Source organism: Pseudoalteromonas sp. S3431 (genome assembly GCF_000690035.1).
Taxonomy (GTDB): Bacteria; Pseudomonadota; Gammaproteobacteria; order Enterobacterales; family Alteromonadaceae; genus Pseudoalteromonas; species Pseudoalteromonas fuliginea.
This window is the reverse complement of the sequence record NZ_JJNY01000059.1, coordinates 1-20,862: the sequence shown is the minus strand read 5'-3', so window position 1 is coordinate 20,862 and position 20,862 is coordinate 1. Positions and strand designations below refer to the sequence as shown.

Here is a 20,862-nt window from a genome sequence, read left to right as displayed (position 1 = left end):
TTTGTATCTAGTTGTTCTCGGCAATTGCTCCCTGCATTGCTCTACCTCCTGCATCCATGCAGTCGTAAATAAAAAATTTTTAACGACGTTATAGTGCAATTTAATTCGTTAAATTGATCAAAGATTTATGCAGGTTGGTATAAACAGGCCCTGTATTAATTAAAACGTTAAATCGCGTCTTCATCTTCTTCTGCTGTTCGGATCCGTACGACACGTTCAACATCAGTGACAAATATTTTACCGTCACCTATTTTTCCTGTTTGCGCTGTTTTAACGATAACTTCTATAGCACGTTCAACATCATCATCACCAAGTACGATGTCTAATTTTACTTTTGGCAAAAAATCAACCATATACTCCGCACCACGATACAGCTCAGTGTGCCCTTTTTGGCGACCAAAACCTTTAACTTCACTTACGGTCATTCCATTGATACCTACTTCAGACAATGCTTCACGTACATCATCGAGTTTAAAAGGCTTAATAATTGCTTCTATTTTTTTCATGTTAACTACTTTTTTAAAGCTTCAGATGCTTCGATTTTAGACAATCATAGAGTTCATAGCAAACAAAGCAATTGAATGACGGTGATAAAACAATCAACCATGGTATAATTTACCAAATAAAAATAGCTATACTTAAACAACTCGCAGTAATGAGATTAATATGAACAATAAACAAAACGGATTCACCCTTCTAGAATTAATGGTCACTGTTTCTATTGTGGGTATTATTGCTTCTATTGCCTTTTGGAACAGTAGCGACATGCTTGAAGAAAATAGGGCTGAAAATTTTTTGTTAGAGTTGAAAAGAAATATTAGCTATGCACGTTCTCAAGCAGCAAGTACTGATGAAATAATGGTGCTATGCCCTGGACCATTAAATAAGATAAGCGAAAATAAATTCTTTAATTGTCAAAACACATGGCAAGGCGATTCGGTAATAGCATTATTTGTTGATAAAAATAACAATGGTAAATTTAATAGAAAAACAGACACTATTTTTAGAGCAATGGAAAAAATTAGTTCTACAGATAAATTAAAATACACTGGAAATGAAAAAATGCTGCGCTTTAATACCAGCGGTCGTATCACGACTAATCCAGGCGACTTTATCTTTTGCCCCAATAACGGTACTGAAAACAATAAAGCGCTCAGAGTTTCTCAATCAGGAACAGCCTTTTATCTAGGAGATACCACAGAAAAATGTGATTAAAAAACACACTAATTAAATTTGTCATATTCTGATTATTTACTAGACTAAATTAATCATTTAGATTGATTTAAGGCTTCAGGGATGAGGTTTAAAACACGTTCAAACAAAATATTAGGGATAATTCTCATAGAGTTAATGGTGGCTTTATCAATCATTGCTATCATCAGTCAGCTTTCAATATGGTTCTTTTCAGATTTTTTAGCCTTAAATCGTGCCGACAATCAAGTTAACCTATTACATCGTAATATTAACTACGCACGGCTGTATGCAATCGAAAATAGCACCTACGTTACGCTATGTACGTTAAAAGAAAAGGAATGTGTGAAAGATGATTGGGACGGTCGAATCTCTTTATTTATCGATAATGATAAATCCACTACACTAAATAACGATGAACTACTTTTGAGTACATTTGAACATACTCATGATGCAGATAGCTTAAAATACCCTCGTGATGCAATAACTTTTAGGCCTGACGGTTCACTAAATGGCTTTCAAAATGGCACTTTTATCTATTGTCCAAATAGCGACAAGGCAAATCTTGAAGGGCTTGCCTTGTCAGTAAGTCAAACGGGTCGAATACGAATTAAATCAACCGATATATGTCAAAAAAGTAACTAACCTGAACTCTGGTTAAGAGGTTTACTAACGTATTTAATCATAGTGATGTTTAAATCTATTTTCTCTAGCCAGAGATTTTCAGTGAAAACAAGGCTAACTTACTTGCAATAGCTGGGCTATTGCAAGTAAATTCAACGCAGTCAGTACTGAAAATAGCTGCTTGAGATAGATTTATTATCCAAAGTTCAGGTTAACTAATAATTACCGACCCCAACAATAGTCAACGTCAGTAGCTCCTTTAGTACCTTTTGCACCCTTTAAGCCAATATCAGTAATAGATAGTTCAGTACAATCACCATCACCTTTTACTGCGCCACCTATGGGCTTTGCTTTAATGGTAAACGTATTCGTTTGTTTAACTTCGATACTGAGTTCAAAATGTTTACTTTCTGTTTTATTATTAATACCAAGGTTATCAAACGATTCTGTGTATTCCCTATTATCAACAAAAAACTGCTCTTCTTTATTTGCCGCATCCAATAATGCCGCAGCGGCTTCAGCACGCGAAGTGCGCTTAACATACTCAGTGTAATTAGGTAATGCTATTGAAGCTAATATACCAACGATAGCAACAGCTATCATTAGCTCAATTAACGTAAATCCACCTTGTTTATTGCTCATCTATTTTTCCTTAATTTTTGATTTCGTCATTTTCTTCACGCTTATAAATATAAGTTTGCTGCGTTTTGAAGCCAAAGCCGATAGGTTGAACATCATTAACTAACTTAATCTTACCATCAACAACATTTAACCCAGGCCCTACAATCTCGACTGGTTTCATTGGATTTTCAGCATTTTCGCCTTTGATGCCAGGGCCAATTAAATAGAACTGACTTTCCATTTTAACATCTATGTCTGTATCAATGATATCTGGTGGTGTAGGGTCATTTTCATCCAGAATAGGCTCTGCATCACATTTACCATTATTATTTTCATCCACACAAGATTCTCCTTCGCCAAAATAAAGCTGTGCTGTATCGGGTACATCATAACTCGTGGAAAATTTTAATTCGTCATACACTTTCGTCCCGTAGTGTAAATGGAATGCATATAAAGAACCTCCTCCCCCACTAAGCGAGCATTGGTTTTCAGTTGACGTATCTGAAGCTGGCTTAAATGATGAAAAATAAGCAACACCACCTACAACGGCAGCTGCAGCTAATGACTTTTCACCTGTGCCTAATTCATAGTGCCAGCCCTTGAATCCAGCTAAATCTACTTCTAAGTCGACAAATTTATCAACATCATTTAATGCATTACCAAAAGGGTCTAAATTCATCGGCATTAAATCAGCTAGTTTAATCGCATCTGGTGTATTTGTTGTAAACGTTCGTGTTACCGTGTTTTCATCTCGAATCATTAACAATTGATCTTTTTCATTGGTATCATTCGGTTTCGAACGATTACCGCTCCCCAATACCACAGCATCAAAGGGTGTATCTAGCCGAGTTATAACTTTTTTACCATTTACAGTCACTTCAGAAACTTTGCTAAACATCGTTCTTACTATTAATGGGTTATAAAAAAAGCGTCTATCTTCTGTTGCTTGACTACTCCCCAATTCAGCAAACTTAAAGTGACTAAATTTATTTACATCGTCTCCTGGCATATCAATACGCCATATATCTCCTCCAGTATCAGATGCGTAAATTCTATCAATGTATCCATCGTAATCAGAATCAAGTAAAGAAACATTAGCAGCAATACTGTGTTCGCCCTCAAATCCATTAATATCAGGGGTGAGCGCCCATACTCTTTTTCCTGTTTCAGCTTCAACAATATAAATACCTCTACCTATATTATCTTTACTTCGAATAGCCGCATCCTTATTCGTATCATACCCTGCACCAAACACAAGTAACGGCTTATCACCAAATGCTTTTATGTAAGCAATCTGTGGCTTTGACCACGTTTGAGCTAATTCTTTAAAATCACCTTTACCACCTTCGATCGGCTGTGCCCACAACTTTTTTGGCTCACTGGGGTCTGAAATATCAAGTGCATAATAGTTTTTACCACCACGTCGCATACCTGCTACAGCCCAGACTTGATCACCTTGACTTGCATCAATAACACCATCATTTAAGCCATTATCATTTAGGTTTTTATTATTAAAATAAACACTAATCGGCCCATCCATACCATACAGTTTACCGGTTTCATTATTGCGAAGAGGTTTAATAATGTCATATAGATCAGAAGGTATAAATGCCCAACTTTCGCTCACTTCATTATTAACATCATCATCTTTGAACATATGCAGAAATCCAGCATTAGTGCCTATTAGAATACGAATATCATCATTGCCGTAATCTATCGCTATCGGTTTAGAATGCAGGGGGTCACCAAAAATATTACCTCTTTGATCTGTTCTATCGCCATCACCGTTTTCATCATCAACATCAATGCCCATAGACCATTTAATATCAGAGCTACTTAAAGTAATCGGATTGTCATCTAATGAATCAAGTATCTCGCTTACAATCGTGGTGTTAAATTCAACAATACTTCCTTGCTTATTTGTATAAAGATTCCGCCTTTTTAAAGCATCACTGCCAGTGAGTGAACTTAAGTGATAATTTACACCACCTTCTGCAACCAAACTTCCATCAGCTGACTGATCACTTGGTAACCAATAGGTTTTTGCATCATCATCAATCAAACCATCCGAATCAAGCGCCGCTTTATTCGTTGAATCAATAATACGGCTACCAGAAACTTTTAATTTTTTTAAGTTTCCTTTCCACCTAGTACCTATTTCAGGATAAAACATAGCGAAATAAATAGCATTTCGACTACGAGTTTGATCGACGTTATTACTCGCTACAGATGGCGATGAAAAGCTATCATTTACTTCTCGAATTTTAGAAATTGCTTTATTTAGTGACTTAGATAATTCATCTGGGGTACTGGCTGGAAAGTTTTCGCCACCACCTAATGACGAAGCTTTAACTAAAAGCTCTTGCCCCTTAGCACTCATTCCAGAACCAAAACCTATTGTGTATAGACGCCCTGTCTCGTGAATATCAGGAGTCGCTGGATACAAATCTACTTTTACATTACTCGTACCATGAATAACTTTAGCCAACTGATGTAAATAGCTACTGTAATAACTATCAGTACTCCAATTTAGGCCTTGCCCAAAGTACTTCTTATGCTCATCACTAATTACGCTATCACTATCATTATCTCCTGACGGATCACCATCAGTCATATAAATAATATTTACTGAGTTATCACAACGCTTCGCTTCCTCTACGCTGTCATTAAATGGAGAAACATACGTATAAGTAGTTTGTGTATCATAATAGTTATAACAAACCTCTCTGCGATTTCGCCCCCAACCAGTCCAATAGCAATGCTCTTTTTCTATCTGAGTCGTTACAATATCTTCAACACTGGTATCTCTTTCAACTTCGCTTGCTCCCAAACCATAGCTCACACTTTGCCCTGTAATATATAAATAGGCTTCCCAGAGTGTCTCTGTTAGCGGCGTTCCACCATCCGCTGGTAAATTTGCGATTGACGATTTAACCACAGAGGGGTCTTTCCCCAAGCCATTTATAATATAACCGCCATCAGTCTCTTTAAAACGCATTAAACCAAAGTCAATATTATCGTTATCTTCTATAACTTTATTCATCGCATATTGTGCCGCACCTAGGCGACTATCCGAGCATAATATATAGCGTCTTAGATTATTACTGTACCCACAATCATTACCCGAACTTGATGAAAACGCCATACTTCCCGATGTATCAAATATAAGCAGCACACGTGGTTTTTCATCCACGTTAATATTATGATTCACGTAGAGCTCTATATCCTCAGCGGTAGCCGGTACACTCATTGTTAACCCTAGAGATGCAGCAAATAATTTATTTAATTTAAGTCTCATTTTAAATTCCTTTGCCTGTACTAGCCATTTGTTGAGCAATACCGGTAACAATGGTTAACTGATGTTTGCTTTTAGAGCCATACTCTATTGTTGTTGATACTTGCATCATATTGCAAGCAACCCCTTTTGTGCAGCTATAGCACCTGGGACACTCCAGATTAAGTGCGCCTTTATTTAAGTTAATCATTTTACTTGGCATACCATTATGTTCAGCAATAAGCATTCCATCGGTGCTTTCGTCAGCTATTTTAGTGACTTCCTCGGGTGACAAGAAGAACTGATTAGCCGCACCTTTATTTGCTTCCTCAGCAATCACGCGAAGTACTTCGCCTATCAATTCATTTTCAGCTACTTCGCGCTCTTGTGCTGCATTCGTAATTTTAATATCAATACTGCTACTGCTCATTAATGTTACCGCAATACCCGTGACAGCAATTACCATTATCAAAGCAGTAATCAGTACAACACCTTGTTGCTTGATTTGTGATTTCATTAAATGCGCCATAAATTTTCCCCAACGTTATTTAATCGAATAGTCGTTGTAAAAACAGTTCGCCTAAAATTATCTGTAAATTGTAATTCTCTATTATCTGCATCTTCGCCTAACGTGTATGTTTGATTTTTAATGCTAAGGTCTGCATCAGGTTGCAGGGCCCGTATCAATAAAAATACTTGCACAGTTAAAATTCCTTTGCGATTTTCCCAATCGGCTGGAGCCATATTATCAATGCTCTTATACATATCTATTCGACTATCATTTGTTGTGTCTAAGCCAAAAACAAAACGCATGTTTTCGACCCCTTCCATTATTGTTTCGGTTTTCATAGCATCGTCAACCAAACGTTTACGCATTAATGCAGGAACCGTTAACTTATTATTATTTACCGTATAGGTTTGATTAGAAATATAATAAACATGGTGACTATACGGCCACACTGTCGCATTAACATTTAGCGTCGCTGGATCAACAATATTTCGCACAAATTGTGCACGCTCTTGCTCTGCTATAAAGTAATTTTCTTTATTTTGTGTTTCATTACTGCCCGCTTTAACTGTAATTGGATCACCCTGTAAAAACTTAAGCTGCAGGATATCCGTTCCACCTATTGGATTAGTTACGCAATTAAGCTCTTTTACGGCTCCCGCTGTTTTGGCATAAATAGTGCGAAAGTTAGTGGTACTGGAAAGATCTGGGAAACTGCCGTTATTTAAGCCTTCAAGGCAATCGTTTGCTGCATTAGGTGTTGCTAATGTCGTCGTGTTCGCTGACGAAAATGAATCATCATAAAATGTTCCCCAAAACCCAATTTGCTCAATATCTCGTTGCATTATATTTATAGCTAAGCGACCTGACTCTTGCAGCTCGCCTATTGTCATAGTATCTCGAGTTGTTACTTTCATACCTATGTAGGTAAACATGACACCACCAAGTACAAGACCACCAATAAAAAGAGAGATCATGACTTCTATAAGTGTAAACCCTTTTTGTTTCATGCTTAGCTCCTAAGATAAATATAGCTGGTCAAAACAACTAGACGGCGTCGTTTATCTGCTGTCCCGCATTTAATATCGCCCGTCGCTTTATTAGCGGTAAATTCTTGCCTGCCTTGCCACGAGACAACAACCTCTAAGTTGAATGCTTTACCGCCTGAGCCACCAATAGCTGAAGGGTTTATACATACAGTGGCCCCATCCAGCGTTCCTGTATTTTCGCGAGCGCGTATAGCTCGTTTCCACTGTTCAATATCCAACAGCGCAATTTGTGCTGAACTGCATGAATTACTAAAACAAGTAGTTGTCGATTTCATAGCGGTTTGGCTATTAAACGTTTGTTTATAGAGTGTGCCTAATTGAGACGTATCATTAGCACGAATACGTTGAATAATATCGTTGCCAAGCGCTACAGCCGCAGCGCGCTGCATTGAATCAAAACTTGCTTGCTTTGCTTTAGCTTGTAGTGCGATAGCACCTAACAAACCAAAGCTGAGAATAATAAATGCAATAAGCACTTCTATCAGTGTAAAACCTTTTTTGGAAGAAGGAGAGTAAGATTGCATAAAAAAACCAAATGAAAATTATCTAATTATTAGTTTATCTGCTAAATGGTAATGTTCAATCAATACTACGATAGGCGGTTAAATTTGTTGATAAGCGGTTAACAGAATATATTTAAGAGGTATAAAATCAAAGCGCGCTTTTGACAGCCTTGAGCTCACGACGACTAACAGGCAGTAACTCGCGACTCCCTTTAAGTTCAATCATGTGATGACTACTCCCTTGCGAATGCAAAGCAATAACCCTTTTTTTATTAACTAATGTATTACGATGAATTCGTAAAACATACGCTGGATAGAGTAATTCTAACTGCTTTAAACTTTGTTCTAGTAAAGCTTCTCCAGTTAAAAATACCATTTTGGTGTATTTTTCTTCTGCACTAAAGTACAAAACATCTTTTATATCAACGCTACGTAGAGTACCAGCTAGCTGATAAGAAATTTTTACATTTTGCTGTTTTTGAATATGCACTTTGTTTAAACGCCCGACTTGCTTAAGCACCTTTTGCAATGATTGCTCTGAAATAGGTTTAACTAAATAACCCGCTGCGCTTAATTGTAAAGCATCGAAGGCATGCTCAGGGTGAGCAGTTATAAAAACAATTGCTGGAGGTAGAATTAAACTATTGAGCTCATTAGCAACTTGTAAACCATTCATTCCAGGCATATCAACATCTAAAAAAATTAAATCTGGCGTTTGCTTTTTAGCAAGTATTAGGGCTTCATTACCATTACTTGCCTCACCTTGTACAACTATACTTTTGTCGTGTGCTAACAAACGAATTAAGCGCGATCTCGCAAGAGGTTCATCATCAACAATGAGTACATTCATACACTGCCCTCAATTAGCTTAGGGATCACGACCTTGACCCTAAACACATCATTTTTACTAGTAATTGTTAGCTGCGCTTTATTTTTATAATAAATATTTAATCGCTGGCGAATATTTTCAAGCGCCATGCCGTTATTAGGCCTAGTTTGAGTATTAGAAATTACTATGGGGTTAGATACAATCATGGTTATATAGCCGGTAGTAATATGCAGCTCTACTTTTATTTCTGCACCATGCTCACTTGTTTCAACGCCGTGGCATACCGCATTTTCAATTAATGGCTGCAGTGTTAAACAAGGAATACTCAATGCAGGTAGTTCATTGGGTATTTGCCAATCAACTCTTAAGCGGTTACCAAAACGCCATGTTTCAAGTGCTATATATTGCTTACTCAGTGTTATTTCATCGTCAAGAGATACATTTTTTCCTGAGTGCATTGCAGCCTGCGATAAGGCGGCTAATGCTAAAATAGCCTGCTCTGCCGCATCGGCATCATGATGAGTAAGCTCTGCAGCAGTGTTTAAACTATTATATAAAAAATGAGGACGTATTCTAGCTTGCAAGGCATCAAGCTCAGCTCGAGAAAGCGCTTTAGTTTGCTGCTCTTTTTCAAAATGAATTAATAAAAATTGGACGAATAAAGCCGCCAGCAAAGCCACTATAATGCAATTGCGAAGTGTAAAATAAATTAGGTTCTTTGTATCATCTATATCAAAAGCAAAATGGGAAAATAAGATACTAAAAATGCATGTAGATAATAAAAAAGAGGCAAAAAATAGACTTAACTGAAAAGCTTGAGTACGGTTCTGTAAAAAAAAACGACAAAAATATAAAGAAGAAGTGCCGACTAAAACAATTAAATGTAAAAATAAACTAATGATCCCAAGTCGAAGCCAAATATCGCCTTCTACATTGGGTGCAAAGGCTAAAACAATAGCAATAACTTGAGAAACAATAAGCGAAGCTAGTACGCCTCGCTCATTAAAAAGAGCCGAAAAAAGCAAACCATCATTTTGAAGTGACTTGCTCATAACGACTCTCCTATAATCTAAATTTTAAATTAACGTAGCTCTACAGGAACAGCAAATACTATATTCTCTTCTTCGCCTGGATTTTCAACAACCTGCGTACCACCAAGATCTTTTAATCGGCTTATAACTTGTTGTACAAGTACTTCTGGCGCAGAGGCTCCCGCAGTAACACCCACTGATTTAGAACCCGAAACCCACTGTTCTTGCACATCAGTTGCATCATCAATTAAATAAGCAACTGTGCCCATTTTATCTGCAAGTTCACGTAAGCGATTAGAGTTAGAGCTGTTTTTAGCGCCAACAACTAATAGCACATCAACTTTGTCTGCTAAGTCACGAACAGCATCCTGACGATTTTGCGTTGCATAGCAAATATCATCTTTACGAGGTCCGTCAATTGATGGAAACTTATTGCGTAGTGCATCAATAACATCAGCGGTATCATCAACAGAAAGCGTCGTTTGGCTGCAATAAAAAAGGTTTTCAGCATTTTTTACATTAAGCGCAATTACATCGTCAACAGTTTCAACAAGGTAAATACCACCGGCTGAGTTATCATATTGTCCCATTGTTCCCTCTACTTCAGGGTGACCATGGTGTCCAATTAAAATACACTCAATACCTTTTCGACTGGCACGTGTAACTTCCATATGTACTTTAGTTACAAGCGGACACGTTGCATCAAATACTTTTAAGTCACGGCGTTTAGCCTCGCTGCGAACAGCTTGCGATACGCCATGTGCGCTAAAAATAACAATGCTGTCGTCAGGTACTTGATCAAGCTCTTCAACAAAAACCGCACCACGGCTTTTTAACCCATCAACTACATAGCGGTTATGAACTACTTCGTGGCGAACATAAATTGGCTTTTCAAAAATATCGAGAGCGCGCTCAACAATACTAATAGCACGGTCAACACCAGCGCAAAAGCCGCGTGGATTAGCTAATAATATTTCCATTAACCTTCTACCTCAATAATATCAACTTCAAACGTTAAACGCTGACCAGATAAAGGGTGATTAAAATCAATCGTTACCGACTCGCCTTGCACTTCACGTACTAAACCTGGAAGTTCAGTCCCATCAGGTTGAGTAAACGCAATAATTGCACCTACCTTAGCTGGTGTTTCTGGGCCAAACTTACTGCGATCAACGTAGTAAATATTATCAGGGTTTGGCTGGCCAAACGCATCTTCAGGTTCTAATTCAAACGTTTTACTTTCGCCTGCAGTTAGCCCTAATAAACACTTTTCGAAGTTTGCCGTTAAGCTGCCATCGCCCATTGTTAACTTAGCAGGTTTATTGTGCACCTTGGTAGAGTCGGCGGCAGAGCCATCTTCTAATTTAATAGAAAAATGGAAAATAACTTGCGAGTTTTCACCAATTACAGCTTGGCTCATGCTTTATGCTCCTTCGGACTCTCACCGGTAAAGGCGTCAAATAACAATAATGCTGCGCCAATACAAATAGCGCAATCAGCAATATTGAATACAGGAAAATGTGAGTCTTTATAAAATACGTGAATAAAGTCGATTACATAACCATACGCAATACGATCGTATAAATTACCAATAGCGCCTGCAAGTACCAACGCATAGGCACCGCATAGTACTTTGTTTGTTGCAGGTAAACGTTTTAGCCACCACACAAGCAAAGCACTAATAGCAATGGCAATTGCACTTAAAAACCAACGCTGCCAACCACCCGCTTCACTTAAAAAGCTATAAGCAGCACCATAATTATGCACATAAGTAATACTAAAAACAGGGAGTAAATTTATCGACTTTTGATAAGCCATTGTCCCTACAACAAGTGTTTTACTGGCAAAGTCTATTACTAAAAGTAATAGACTCAACCAAAGCCACACTAAACCACTTTTTTGGGCTAGTTTGCTCACTAAGAATAACTCCTAAGCGAATTGACGCTTTTCACCTTCGCCATCAACATTACTTACACAGCGACCACAAATTTCAGGATGAGCAGGCTCAACACCTACATCTTCACTGTAATGCCAACAACGCTCACATTTAGCAGCATCTGTTGCAGCAACACTAATGAACAAACCTTCAATTTCGGTAGCTTGTGTATCAGCAGGCTGGCTATCAACTTCAGTAACATTTACCGCTGATGTTAACAATACAAAACGCAGTTCATCACCAAGCGCATTTAACTTAGCGGCAAGCTCTTTACTCGTAAATAAATTAACCGTTGCTTGAAGTGTTGCACCAATGACTTCTTCTTTACGTGCAGCTTCTAATAAGCGGTTTACTTCGTCACGTACTGTTAGAATTTCTAACCAGTCATCGTTACTAAATTGGCTATTTGTTGGTGCTTGTAAGCCATCATACCAAACTGATGTAAATACGTAGTCACTACGCTCACCCGGTAAAGCTTCCCAAATTTCTTGTGCGGTAAAGCTCATAATAGGGGCCATCCAACGCGTCATTGCTTCTGCTATATGATAAAGCGCTGTTTGACAAGAACGACGTGCATGGCTGTCGCTCTTAGCTGTGTATTGACGATCTTTAATAACATCTAAATAGAACGAACCAAGTTCACCCGTACAGAAGTTCATTAGCTTTTGCGTTACTAATAGCATTTGGTAGCTGTCGTACGCGGCTAAAATCTCGTCTTGTAACTGAGCAGCACGGCCAACAATCCACTTATCAAGCTCAACCATATCATCAACAGCTACTTGATCAGTTTTTGGATCAAAACCATTTAGGTTAGCAAGCAAGTAACGGCTGGTGTTACGAATGCGACGGTAACGATCGGCTGAACGTTTAAATATTTCATCCGACACAGTCATTTCTGCCGTGTAATCGGTAGAGGCAACCCATAAACGTAGAATGTCGGCACCTAGTTTATTCATCACATTTTGTGGTGAAATAACATTGCCTAGTGACTTAGACATTTTGCGGCCATTTTCATCAACAGTAAAACCATGAGTCAATACTTGGCGGTATGGCGCATGACCATTAATAGCAACAGATGTCATCATTGATGACATAAACCAACCACGATGCTGATCAGACCCCTCAAGGTATAAATCAGCTGGACCAACTAGGTCTTCACGTGCGTCTACAACACAAGCGTGCGATACACCTGAGTCAAACCATACATCTAGCGTATCTTGCACTTTCATGTATTGCTTGGCGTCTTCTTCACCAAGTAATGTAGCTGGTTCTAAATCGTACCATGCTTGAATACCAGACTTTTCAACAAGCGCTGCTGCTTGAGCAATTAGCTCTTGTGTATTTGGGTGAAGTGCCCCAGTGTCTTTGTCAACGAACAACGCGATTGGCACGCCCCAAGTACGCTGGCGAGAAATACACCAATCTGGGCGGCTTTCAACCATGTTAGAAATACGGCTTTCGCCCCACTCTGGTAACCATTGCGTGTTTTTAATTTCTTTTAAAGAATCTTGACGTAAGTTAGCCTGATCCATGCTTACAAACCATTGTGGTGTAGCACGGAAAATGATTGGTGTTTTATGACGCCAACAGTGTGGGTAACTATGCGTAAGCGCATGATGATGCATAAGCGCACCGTGCTCTTTTAATACTTCAATTACGCTCGCATTCGCCTTAAATACGTGCTGACCTGCAAAAAGTTCGGTATCTGGTAAATAAACACCATTTGCACCAACAGGGTTAGCCACTTCAAGGTTGTAATTTAAACCAGCCACGAAATCTTCTTGACCATGCCCAGGTGCGGTATGTACAACACCAGTACCTGAATCAGTCGTTACGTGTTCAGCAACAATCACTGGTACATTAAAATCATAAAAAGGATGGGCTACTTGCAAGTTTTCAAGCGCAGCACCTTTTACATACCCTAGTACGTGAAAGTGATTAAAACCAAAGCGGTCCATAGCATCTTTAACGAGCTCAGAGCCTAAAATTAGACGTTGTTGTACGCCTTCATCTTCAACCTGTACCAACGCATACTCTAAATCGGCATGCACAGCCACAGCGCGGTTTGCAGGAAGCGTCCACGGTGTTGTTGTCCAAATAACAGTACCAACACTGCCTTCACCTTTATGACCATCAGCCAAATCAAATGCACTCACAACAGCATCTTGATCAACAAATGTAAAACGCACATCAATCGCTGGAGATTGCTTATCTTGGTATTCAACTTCTGCTTCTGCTAATGCAGAACCACAATCTGTACACCAATGCACAGGCTTAGCACCTTTATGCAAATGACCTTTTTCAATAATACGACCAAGTACACGAATTGCATTCGCTTCAAAGTCAAAGTTCATTGTTAAGTAAGGCTTATCCCAATCTGCAAATACGCCTAAACGTTTAAAATCAACTTTTTGACCTTCAACTTGTTTTTTAGCGTATGCACGGCATTTTTCACGAAACTCGCTCGCGGTTACTTTTACGCCCGGCTTGCCTACTTTTTTCTCAACCATTAACTCGATTGGTAAACCATGACAATCCCAACCAGGAACTAATGGTGAATCAAAGTCAGATAATGTTTTAGACTTAACAATAATGTCTTTTAATATTTTATTAACTGAGTGGCCTAAATGGATGTCGCCATTTGCATACGGAGGGCCGTCATGCAAAATAAAGGTCTTTTTACCTTTCTTAGCGCTGCGAATTTGACCGTATAGGTCGTCTTCATACCATGCTTTAAGCATTTTTGGTTCACGTTGTGCCAAATTGCCACGCATTGGAAACGGTGTTTCCGGTAAGTTCAAAGTATGTTTATAGTCGCTCATTTATCCTACATTCCGTCTCTATCGGCTACCTGATTTAAACCAAAACACTGCTTAGCGGCAGCAACATCAGTTGCTATTTGCGCCGTTAATTGTGTTAATGTCTCGAATTTTTTCTCATCGCGAAGTTTTTTTATTAACTCCACATGCATAAATTGTCCGTAAATATCCTGTGCAAAATCAAAAAGGTGAACTTCTAATAATGCACGAGTTCCATTGAATGTCGGCTTATTACCTACATTTGCAACTCCAAAAATCTGTTTTCCTGCAATCGTTGCTTGCACTGCAAACACTCCGTTAACAGGACACACTTGGCGTTTTAGGGCAATATTTGCTGTTCTAAAACCGAGTTCGCGTCCTCTTTTCCAGCCATGTATAACACGCCCAGAAATAGCATAATCGTGACCAAGCATTATTTTAGCACTCGCTAAGTCACCAGATGCTAAAGCATCTCGTATTAAAGTGCTGCTCACTCTAGCATTTAATTGACGAAAGCTCGCGGTGCTTTTTACGTCCATGCCGGCTTGCGTTCCTATGCTAGCAAGCAAAGCAAAGTTACCTTGGCGCTGTTTACCAAACTTAAAATCATCACCAACAGTAAGTGCTTTAACACCTAACTTTTTAATCAAAATCTCATTAACGAATTGCTCAGCATGCATGTTTGCAAATTGCTGATTAAAGCTAATGCAAATAACTCGCTCAATACCTAAATCACTTAGCAAACGTAGCTTATCTCGCAAGCGCGTTAGCCGTGCTGGGGCATTATTTTTAGCAAAAAACTCTTGTGGCTGAGGCTCAAACAGCATTACAGTGCTTGGCAAACTATGTGCTTTAGCATCAATAAGTAAACCTTTTAATACTTCTGCGTGGCCTAAATGAACACCGTCAAAATTACCAATAGTTAACACACAACCAAAATGGTGCGGGCGAATATTGTGTATACCTCTAATTAACTCCATGCCACCTAATGCCTTGTTTAGCGAGTTATTAATTACGACTAAAAATTAATTAAAGTCGCAGAGTTGCCGATTATAATCTTTTTTTTAATTTGATTCAGTAATTGCTACACTTTTTATCGTATTTAGTCTAACGCCCATCAAAAATAGCATTGCAAAGTAACTAATACCTGCCAAAGCCACTAATGCTATTAATAACATTACCTGATGTGTAAAGCTCCATGTAGCCCAATAATAGTAACTGCTCACAAACCATGTAACAGCTCCCATAAACGCACTTGCAACAACACACTTAAGTGTAAAGCGCATGCTCGTTGATGAAAACTGGTATACATTTTCTTTTTTAAGCTGCCTGTATAATAAAAATGCATTGCAGCTAGCCGATAACGAAGTAGCAAGTGCTAACCCTAAATAACCAATGAAAGGAGCCAGCATAATGTTAAACACCATATTAAGTACTAAGGTGATAATACCAATACGCACCGGCGTTTTAGTGTCTTGGCGAGCGTAAAAGCCAGGAGCCAGTACTTTAATTAGCATAAAACTTACAAGCCCTACTGAATATGCGACTACGCCTAGGCTTACTGCTTTGACATGATCAATACTGTCTTCTTTAAATGCACCGTGATCGAACAATACAGTAATAATAAGTGGACTGATGATCATTAAACCTATCATTGCTGGTAGGCCTAAAAAGATAACAAAACGCACTCCCCAATCGAGAGTATGCTGAAAGTCGCTACTTTTTTTACTGCTATGTAGTTTAGAAAGCGCCGGTAAAATAACTGTCGCAATACCAATACCAAATAAACCCAGCGGAAATTCAATTAAGCGGTCTGAATAATAAAGCCATGCAATTGAGCCCGTCATCAGTAATGACGCAATCATGGTATCTAGCAACAGATTAATTTGACTAATAGAGACACCAAACAAAGCCGGTAGCATAAGTTTTCGTACTTTTTTTACGTTTTCGTCTTGCCATGCCCAACGCGGACGCGCCAACATTTTTGCACGGTATAAAAATGGAAGTTGAAACAAAAGCTGTACAACGCCACCAATAAATACGCCAATTGCGAGAGAATAAGCCCCGACGCTAAATTTATCATGTAAAAAAATGGCACACGTAATGATAGAAACATTGAGTAAAACAGGTGTAAATGCAGCAACAGCAAAACGGTTATACACATTCATGACTGCACCACTAAGCGCCACTAAACTTACAAAAAATAAATAAGGGAATGTAAATTTAAGTAATGAACTTGCAAGTTCAAATTTTTCGGCATTAGGCCCTCCCTGCCACCAATCTATAAACCAACCTGTACCAAATAATGCTGCAATAACAGGGGAGGCAACAACACCAATAATAGTGACAATCAATAAAATGGTTCCTAATGTACCTGCCGCTTGTGCAACAAAAAGCCTGACTTTGTCGTCACCTTGTTGCTCTTTAATTTCACTCAACACGGGTACAAATGCTTGTGCAAACGCCCCTTCTGCAAATAAACGACGTAGAAAATTAGGAATACGGTTAGCAAATAAAAAAACATCAGCCGCTGCACTTGCACCTAATAAATTGGCAACGACAGCATCTCGAACGAGCCCTAAAATACGCGATATCATAGTCATACAACTAACTATCATACCGGAGCGAAATAAACCTTTTGACACCTTAAACCTACTCAAAAATCCCTAAGAGAGGCGATTATGCCACAGTCTTTTTTATAAATCGCTTTAAAGCACTAGGCTGGGGGTCTGTGCTTTGTTACAATGTCTGTATTAACTGCTAAAGCGGCAAATTGATGCTCGTTATATGGTGCAGTTTTTCTTGGATTGTTAAATTTAAATTGACATTCATGATTGAAACAGGCATATTCCACGGCCTTTAATTTAAGCTTTATTTTAAGATTGTTAGGAGCAAACCTTGGCTAACATCAAGTCTGCAAAAAAACGCGCTATCACAAGCGAAAAAAACCGTCAGCACAACGCAAGCCGTCGTTCAATGATGCGCACTTACTTCAAAAAAGTAATTGTTGCTATTGAAGCGGGCGATAAAGAAGCTGCACAGCAAGCTTTTTCTGTTGCTACACCTATCCTAGACCGTTACGCAACTAAGGGTCTAATTCACAAAAACAAAGCAGCTCGTCATAAGAGCCGTATAGCAGCTAAGATTAAAGCTCTATAATTTGTTTTTGATAGAATATAAAAAACCGGCTTTTGCCGGTTTTTTTTTATTTAAAATTTAATTACATAATTACACGTTTTCTAAATCTGGATAGAACTTCTTAAGCATTGCCGCTATTTTTTTAGGAGTGAATGGCTTAACCACAAAACCTTTAGCGCCTTTATCTATCGCATCTTTTACATTCTCTATACCCGAATGAGCCGATACCATAACAACATTAGTCTCAGGGCTTAATTCATTTATTTGTGCAATTAATTCTTTACCATCACCATCAGGTAATTCAATATCTAAAAAGATGATATTATATTTTGCAGCGCGGCACTCGCTAATACACTGTGAGGCGGTAGATGCTTCCTTTACGTTATCTATCCCTAAATGCATCAGCGTTTGACTTAAAAAGCTGCGTACAGTGCTAACGTCATCTACAATTAAAATTGATAGCTGCGTATTCATCTTCATTCCTCATAGGCTACAAGCCAAATTTACGTTATTATATTGGTATATAAATTTATTCATTTAATTATAGAGACCTACACCAAAAAGGCCAGATCTGCTTTATGTCAAAAACACAAAAAAAACAAACACTACTTGGAAAAACGCCTGCCAAAAAAAAGCAAGTACAACAACGTAGGCCTCGTACAGCATCGCAAGGCGCAATAAGTGAAACTCAAAGTCCGACTATTTCTAGCCAAGGTGGCAAAGAAACTAAGTCAAAAAAAGGTTTAATAATAACTTTAAGCATTGCTCTATTAATAATAATAACGTTTCCAAAGCCGACATTACTCACCTATAAAAAATTAGGGATGGTAAGCGAAAGCATTTATTGGCCTGGTGTATTTGGCTACGGAGCTACCATTATAGATTCAAACTTGCACCCACAATTAGATTCTAGACGAAAGTCCCTTTATTTATGTACTAATCCAGAAAGTTTAAATAACTGTCAAAAGTATCAAGTCATAGCAGATCATGGTTTATTTGCAGCGATTGGAAGTTATTTTTAGCATTAAAAAAACTAATCTGAAAATTTAAAATTACTTGGTTGAAAGGTGCGCAAAATATCAACATAATGGCGCTCCTTTTTTCTACAACTGAACTATTGAAACGACCATGCTAAACGAGCTAGATTGGCTTTTAAACACGATACTACTTGCACTAGGTTTAGGTGCATTCTTTATTAACCAGATAACACTGCTACGCGTTGCCGCGATTAGTGCATGTGGTTTGTTATTTTTATCTTTTAGCTTAGATCTTATGTCGTCGAGTGTTATTTCAAATATGAGTTTGGTGCTGATAAATACTTTTTACTTGTTCAAAGTTTATACATTTGGAGAGTTCAATGTAACTCAAAGTTAACAACTTTCCCTTAGATTATTTTATAGCCCAGCATTGCTGGGCTTTTTATTGCAAAAATAGAAAGGTTCTCGGAAACATCATAAATTTAGAAAAATTATTGTCATTAGCGAAATTTTGGGTGAGTAAGGCCGTGTTTACTCTTTTAAGGCTGAATTTGTATAATGGATTGCTTGCTCGCCCACATCCAACGCTCGATACAAAAATTAGACGATGAATTTTTTATTCTTATACCTATTAGCTTAATTAAGTGATGTATTTTGAGGTAAGAAAACCGTGCCAATAACAAGGCAATAATTTCGTTATTTAGTTGTTATCACTAATTGCTCCTGCATCCGTGCAGTCGTATATCAGAAATATTTAACGCAGTTAGGTCAGATTTAATCCCTCAAATTGATTAAGTATTATTGCGGATTGGTACTACCTAGATGTGAGTGGGTAATTCTAAGGAAATAACTTGGCTCTGGATAATAAATCGATCTCAGGCAGCTATTTTCAGCGCTAACTGCGTTGGATTTACTTGCAATAGGCCCGAAGGTTTCAGTCGATTAAGTAATCTCTTAACCAAAGTTTAGGTTAAATAGTATTTATGGAAACGATAAAAAAGCAAAAATTTAGAAATAACCACAGCAAAATTAAATAATTGACTGTGGCATTGTGTAATTACAGAACAGTCGGTTGATTAAACCAAGCAGATACACCCAATACAATAATCGAAATAACAATTAAACTTAACTTCACACCACCTTGATTCGTCTTCATAACACCCTCTTTATTGTTTTTATTAATGAGAATACCTAACAACAATAATAAAAATTACAAGTGTTAACAAGTAGTTTGTTAAATTATTTAACTATCCATTAATAACCTTTCGTTCTATCTATTAGATTATTAAGTTTACTACCCTGCCTTAAACATTCAATATTTTCTGCTATTTGCTCAATAACACTTCTTAAATCAGATAATGCGGCACAGTGAGGCGTCAGTGTTATTTTTGGGTGCTGCCAATATGGGTGGTCGATTGCGAGTGGCTCTTGCTCAAAAACATCTAAAGTAGCTACTCGTAAGCTATCTGTATTTAAAGCATCTAATAAATCTTGCTCAATAACATGCTCCCCACGGGCAACATTAATGAGTCCTGCATGGACTGGAAGCTTTGATAATAATGTGCGATCAATTATACCGGTAGTTTCTTGTGTAAGTGGCAATAAACAAATTAGATAATCGATATTAGGAAGCATTTTATTAAGGCCTTGTTTAGCATAAAACATTTCAACATTAACTTCCTTTTTCTCTCTTTGCGCCCATGCACTTACAAGAAAGCCATTACTAACAAGCTTTTTTGCACACGCCTTGCCCAACTCACCAAACCCTAAAATACCAACATTTTTATAGCTATAAGCACGCTTTGGCTGCCAACTTTGCTGGTTTTGTTTAATAAAATACTCTTTAAAACGTAACTTTTGCGCTAAAACATGAGCAAGTACATATTCAGCCATATCCTCTGCCAACTGAGTATCAACAATGCGCACAACCTCAACATTACTAGGTAATAATGCTAAATCGATACTGTCAACTCCAGCACCAAAAGACGAGACAACTTTTAAATTAGGAAGTTGTGACCACATTGTTTGCGGGGCTTTCCAAGCAAGTACAAAGTCGACTTTATCCAAACTCTGGCAATCTGGCCACTCTTCTATACATACATTAGGTAACCGTATTTTTAATTGCGCCATTAATTTTTTGTTATCTCGCCCTGTGATAGCAACTAATACAGACATCTTTATTTCCAAATAAGTTCGAGTTTAACTAATTATACTAATCAAGATATCTTTGCCTAGGGCCTACTGACCTTTTAGATTGAAATTCGTTCAATCTAGGGGTGATTAAATCGCGGCGCGAGGTTTGTAACCTAGTGGGCTAAGTAAGAATCGAGCAACAAAGAGTTAATCGTCCCTAGAAAGAACCCATTGGGCAGCGCATGTTTGG

At 38.1% G+C, this 20,862-nt stretch carries 21 protein-coding genes; 5 read left to right on the top strand and 16 right to left on the bottom strand.

The features are described 5' to 3' along the window. Nucleotides 1–167: 167 nt before the first annotated feature. The gene (locus DO88_RS05000; RefSeq protein WP_008135742.1) at nt 168–506 is read right to left on the bottom strand and encodes a P-II family nitrogen regulator; all 339 of its coding nucleotides are present in this window, start codon (nt 504–506) and stop codon (nt 168–170) included. A gap of 160 nt (nt 507–666) precedes the next feature. On the opposite strand from DO88_RS05000, the gene DO88_RS05005 reads away from it, so the two are divergent. Continuing rightward, a complete protein-coding gene (locus tag DO88_RS05005; RefSeq protein ID WP_007378369.1) occupies nt 667–1,215 on the top strand; it encodes a GspH/FimT family pseudopilin in 549 nt (182 codons plus the stop codon). A gap of 81 nt (nt 1,216–1,296) precedes the next feature. Beyond that, complete coding sequence (locus DO88_RS05010; protein WP_007378370.1) at nt 1,297–1,836, top strand: GspH/FimT family pseudopilin; 540 nt, start codon at nt 1,297–1,299, stop codon at nt 1,834–1,836. 201 nt (nt 1,837–2,037) lie between these two features. Here the strand turns inward: DO88_RS05010 and DO88_RS05015 are convergent, their stop codons facing one another. The 13 genes from DO88_RS05015 to murJ all read right to left on the bottom strand — a co-directional run bounded on the left by DO88_RS05015 (nt 2,038) and on the right by murJ (nt 16,967). Continuing rightward, nucleotides 2,038–2,457, bottom strand: coding sequence for a type IV pilin protein (locus DO88_RS05015; RefSeq protein WP_007378371.1), 420 nt, complete (start codon nt 2,455–2,457; stop codon nt 2,038–2,040). A gap of 10 nt (nt 2,458–2,467) precedes the next feature. Further along, nucleotides 2,468–5,734, bottom strand: a complete 3,267-nt coding sequence (locus tag DO88_RS05020) for a pilus assembly protein (protein ID WP_033040257.1) — start codon at nt 5,732–5,734, stop codon at nt 2,468–2,470. 1 nt (nt 5,735) lies between these two features. Further along, nucleotides 5,736–6,239: a hypothetical protein gene (locus tag DO88_RS05025; protein WP_007378373.1), complete on the bottom strand. Its 504-nt coding sequence runs from the start codon at nt 6,237–6,239 to the stop codon at nt 5,736–5,738. Beyond that, a complete protein-coding gene (locus tag DO88_RS05030; RefSeq protein ID WP_007378374.1) occupies nt 6,227–7,228 on the bottom strand; it encodes a PilW family protein in 1,002 nt (333 codons plus the stop codon). The genes DO88_RS05025 and DO88_RS05030 overlap by 13 nt, the downstream gene beginning before the upstream one ends. A 2-nt stretch (nt 7,229–7,230) precedes the next feature. Next, complete coding sequence (gene pilV / locus DO88_RS05035) at nt 7,231–7,791, bottom strand: type IV pilus modification protein PilV (RefSeq protein WP_007378375.1); 561 nt, start codon at nt 7,789–7,791, stop codon at nt 7,231–7,233. 127 nt (nt 7,792–7,918) lie between these two features. After that, nucleotides 7,919–8,620 carry a LytR/AlgR family response regulator transcription factor gene (locus DO88_RS05040; RefSeq protein ID WP_033032062.1) on the bottom strand — a complete coding sequence of 234 codons (702 nt, stop codon included), beginning with the start codon at nt 8,618–8,620 and terminating at the stop codon, nt 7,919–7,921. Further along, complete coding sequence (locus DO88_RS05045) at nt 8,617–9,651, bottom strand: sensor histidine kinase (protein ID WP_033040255.1); 1,035 nt, start codon at nt 9,649–9,651, stop codon at nt 8,617–8,619. The genes DO88_RS05040 and DO88_RS05045 overlap by 4 nt, the downstream gene beginning before the upstream one ends. Nucleotides 9,652–9,680: 29 nt before the next feature. Beyond that, on the bottom strand, nt 9,681–10,610 hold the full coding sequence (ispH, locus tag DO88_RS05050) for a 4-hydroxy-3-methylbut-2-enyl diphosphate reductase (protein WP_033040252.1): 930 nt from the start codon (nt 10,608–10,610) through the stop codon (nt 9,681–9,683). Further along, the gene (gene fkpB / locus DO88_RS05055; RefSeq protein ID WP_002958231.1) at nt 10,610–11,050 is read right to left on the bottom strand and encodes an FKBP-type peptidyl-prolyl cis-trans isomerase; all 441 of its coding nucleotides are present in this window, start codon (nt 11,048–11,050) and stop codon (nt 10,610–10,612) included. The genes ispH and fkpB overlap by 1 nt, the downstream gene beginning before the upstream one ends. Next, nucleotides 11,047–11,547: a signal peptidase II gene (gene lspA / locus DO88_RS05060; RefSeq protein WP_033040250.1), complete on the bottom strand. Its 501-nt coding sequence runs from the start codon at nt 11,545–11,547 to the stop codon at nt 11,047–11,049. The genes fkpB and lspA overlap by 4 nt, the downstream gene beginning before the upstream one ends. Before the next feature lie 12 nt (nt 11,548–11,559). Further along, nucleotides 11,560–14,388, bottom strand: coding sequence for an isoleucine--tRNA ligase (gene ileS, locus DO88_RS05065; protein WP_033040248.1), 2,829 nt, complete (start codon nt 14,386–14,388; stop codon nt 11,560–11,562). Nucleotides 14,389–14,393: 5 nt separating this feature from the next. Further along, nucleotides 14,394–15,344, bottom strand: a complete 951-nt coding sequence (gene ribF, locus DO88_RS05070; RefSeq protein WP_007376918.1) for a bifunctional riboflavin kinase/FAD synthetase — start codon at nt 15,342–15,344, stop codon at nt 14,394–14,396. A gap of 84 nt (nt 15,345–15,428) precedes the next feature. Next, the gene (gene murJ, locus DO88_RS05075; protein WP_033040246.1) at nt 15,429–16,967 is read right to left on the bottom strand and encodes a murein biosynthesis integral membrane protein MurJ; all 1,539 of its coding nucleotides are present in this window, start codon (nt 16,965–16,967) and stop codon (nt 15,429–15,431) included. 295 nt (nt 16,968–17,262) lie between these two features. On the opposite strand from murJ, the gene rpsT reads away from it, so the two are divergent. After that, nucleotides 17,263–17,523, top strand: coding sequence for a 30S ribosomal protein S20 (gene rpsT / locus DO88_RS05080; protein ID WP_002958225.1), 261 nt, complete (start codon nt 17,263–17,265; stop codon nt 17,521–17,523). A gap of 69 nt (nt 17,524–17,592) precedes the next feature. Here the strand turns inward: rpsT and DO88_RS05085 are convergent, their stop codons facing one another. Then, nucleotides 17,593–17,976, bottom strand: coding sequence for a response regulator (locus DO88_RS05085; RefSeq protein ID WP_007376916.1), 384 nt, complete (start codon nt 17,974–17,976; stop codon nt 17,593–17,595). Between the two features lie 104 nt (nt 17,977–18,080). Here DO88_RS05085 and DO88_RS05090 point away from each other — a divergent pair, with 104 nt between their 5' ends. Further along, a complete protein-coding gene (locus DO88_RS05090; protein WP_033040243.1) occupies nt 18,081–18,524 on the top strand; it encodes a hypothetical protein in 444 nt (147 codons plus the stop codon). A 106-nt stretch (nt 18,525–18,630) separates the two neighbouring features. Beyond that, nucleotides 18,631–18,876 (top strand): hypothetical protein, encoded by a 246-nt coding sequence (locus tag DO88_RS05095; protein ID WP_033040241.1) that lies wholly within the window; start codon nt 18,631–18,633, stop codon nt 18,874–18,876. Between the two features lie 857 nt (nt 18,877–19,733). Here the strand turns inward: DO88_RS05095 and DO88_RS05100 are convergent. Next, nucleotides 19,734–20,654 carry a 2-hydroxyacid dehydrogenase gene (locus DO88_RS05100; protein WP_033040240.1) on the bottom strand — a complete coding sequence of 307 codons (921 nt, stop codon included), beginning with the start codon at nt 20,652–20,654 and terminating at the stop codon, nt 19,734–19,736. Between the last annotated feature and the right edge of the window lie 208 nt (nt 20,655–20,862).

Bases quoted from the DNA above. Each gene is read 5' to 3' on its own strand.
- DO88_RS05000 (WP_008135742.1), bottom strand. From the start codon at position 506: ATGAAAAAAATAGAAGCAATTATTAAGCCTTTTAAACTCGATGATGTA.
- DO88_RS05005 (WP_007378369.1), top strand. From the start codon at position 667: ATGAACAATAAACAAAACGGATTCACCCTTCTAGAATTAATGGTCACT.
- DO88_RS05010 (WP_007378370.1), top strand. From the start codon at position 1,297: ATGAGGTTTAAAACACGTTCAAACAAAATATTAGGGATAATTCTCATA.
- DO88_RS05015 (WP_007378371.1), bottom strand. From the start codon at position 2,457: ATGAGCAATAAACAAGGTGGATTTACGTTAATTGAGCTAATGATAGCT.
- DO88_RS05020 (WP_033040257.1), bottom strand. From the start codon at position 5,734: ATGAGACTTAAATTAAATAAATTATTTGCTGCATCTCTAGGGTTAACA.
- DO88_RS05025 (WP_007378373.1), bottom strand. From the start codon at position 6,239: ATGGCGCATTTAATGAAATCACAAATCAAGCAACAAGGTGTTGTACTG.
- DO88_RS05030 (WP_007378374.1), bottom strand. From the start codon at position 7,228: ATGAAACAAAAAGGGTTTACACTTATAGAAGTCATGATCTCTCTTTTT.
- pilV (WP_007378375.1), bottom strand. From the start codon at position 7,791: ATGCAATCTTACTCTCCTTCTTCCAAAAAAGGTTTTACACTGATAGAA.
- DO88_RS05040 (WP_033032062.1), bottom strand. From the start codon at position 8,620: ATGAATGTACTCATTGTTGATGATGAACCTCTTGCGAGATCGCGCTTA.
- DO88_RS05045 (WP_033040255.1), bottom strand. From the start codon at position 9,651: ATGAGCAAGTCACTTCAAAATGATGGTTTGCTTTTTTCGGCTCTTTTT.
- ispH (WP_033040252.1), bottom strand. From the start codon at position 10,610: ATGGAAATATTATTAGCTAATCCACGCGGCTTTTGCGCTGGTGTTGAC.
- fkpB (WP_002958231.1), bottom strand. From the start codon at position 11,050: ATGAGCCAAGCTGTAATTGGTGAAAACTCGCAAGTTATTTTCCATTTT.
- ileS (WP_033040248.1), bottom strand. From the start codon at position 14,388: ATGAGCGACTATAAACATACTTTGAACTTACCGGAAACACCGTTTCCA.
- ribF (WP_007376918.1), bottom strand. From the start codon at position 15,344: ATGGAGTTAATTAGAGGTATACACAATATTCGCCCGCACCATTTTGGT.
- murJ (WP_033040246.1), bottom strand. From the start codon at position 16,967: ATGACTATGATATCGCGTATTTTAGGGCTCGTTCGAGATGCTGTCGTT.
- DO88_RS05085 (WP_007376916.1), bottom strand. From the start codon at position 17,976: ATGAATACGCAGCTATCAATTTTAATTGTAGATGACGTTAGCACTGTA.
- DO88_RS05090 (WP_033040243.1), top strand. From the start codon at position 18,081: ATGTCAAAAACACAAAAAAAACAAACACTACTTGGAAAAACGCCTGCC.
- DO88_RS05095 (WP_033040241.1), top strand. From the start codon at position 18,631: ATGCTAAACGAGCTAGATTGGCTTTTAAACACGATACTACTTGCACTA.
- DO88_RS05100 (WP_033040240.1), bottom strand. From the start codon at position 20,654: ATGTCTGTATTAGTTGCTATCACAGGGCGAGATAACAAAAAATTAATG.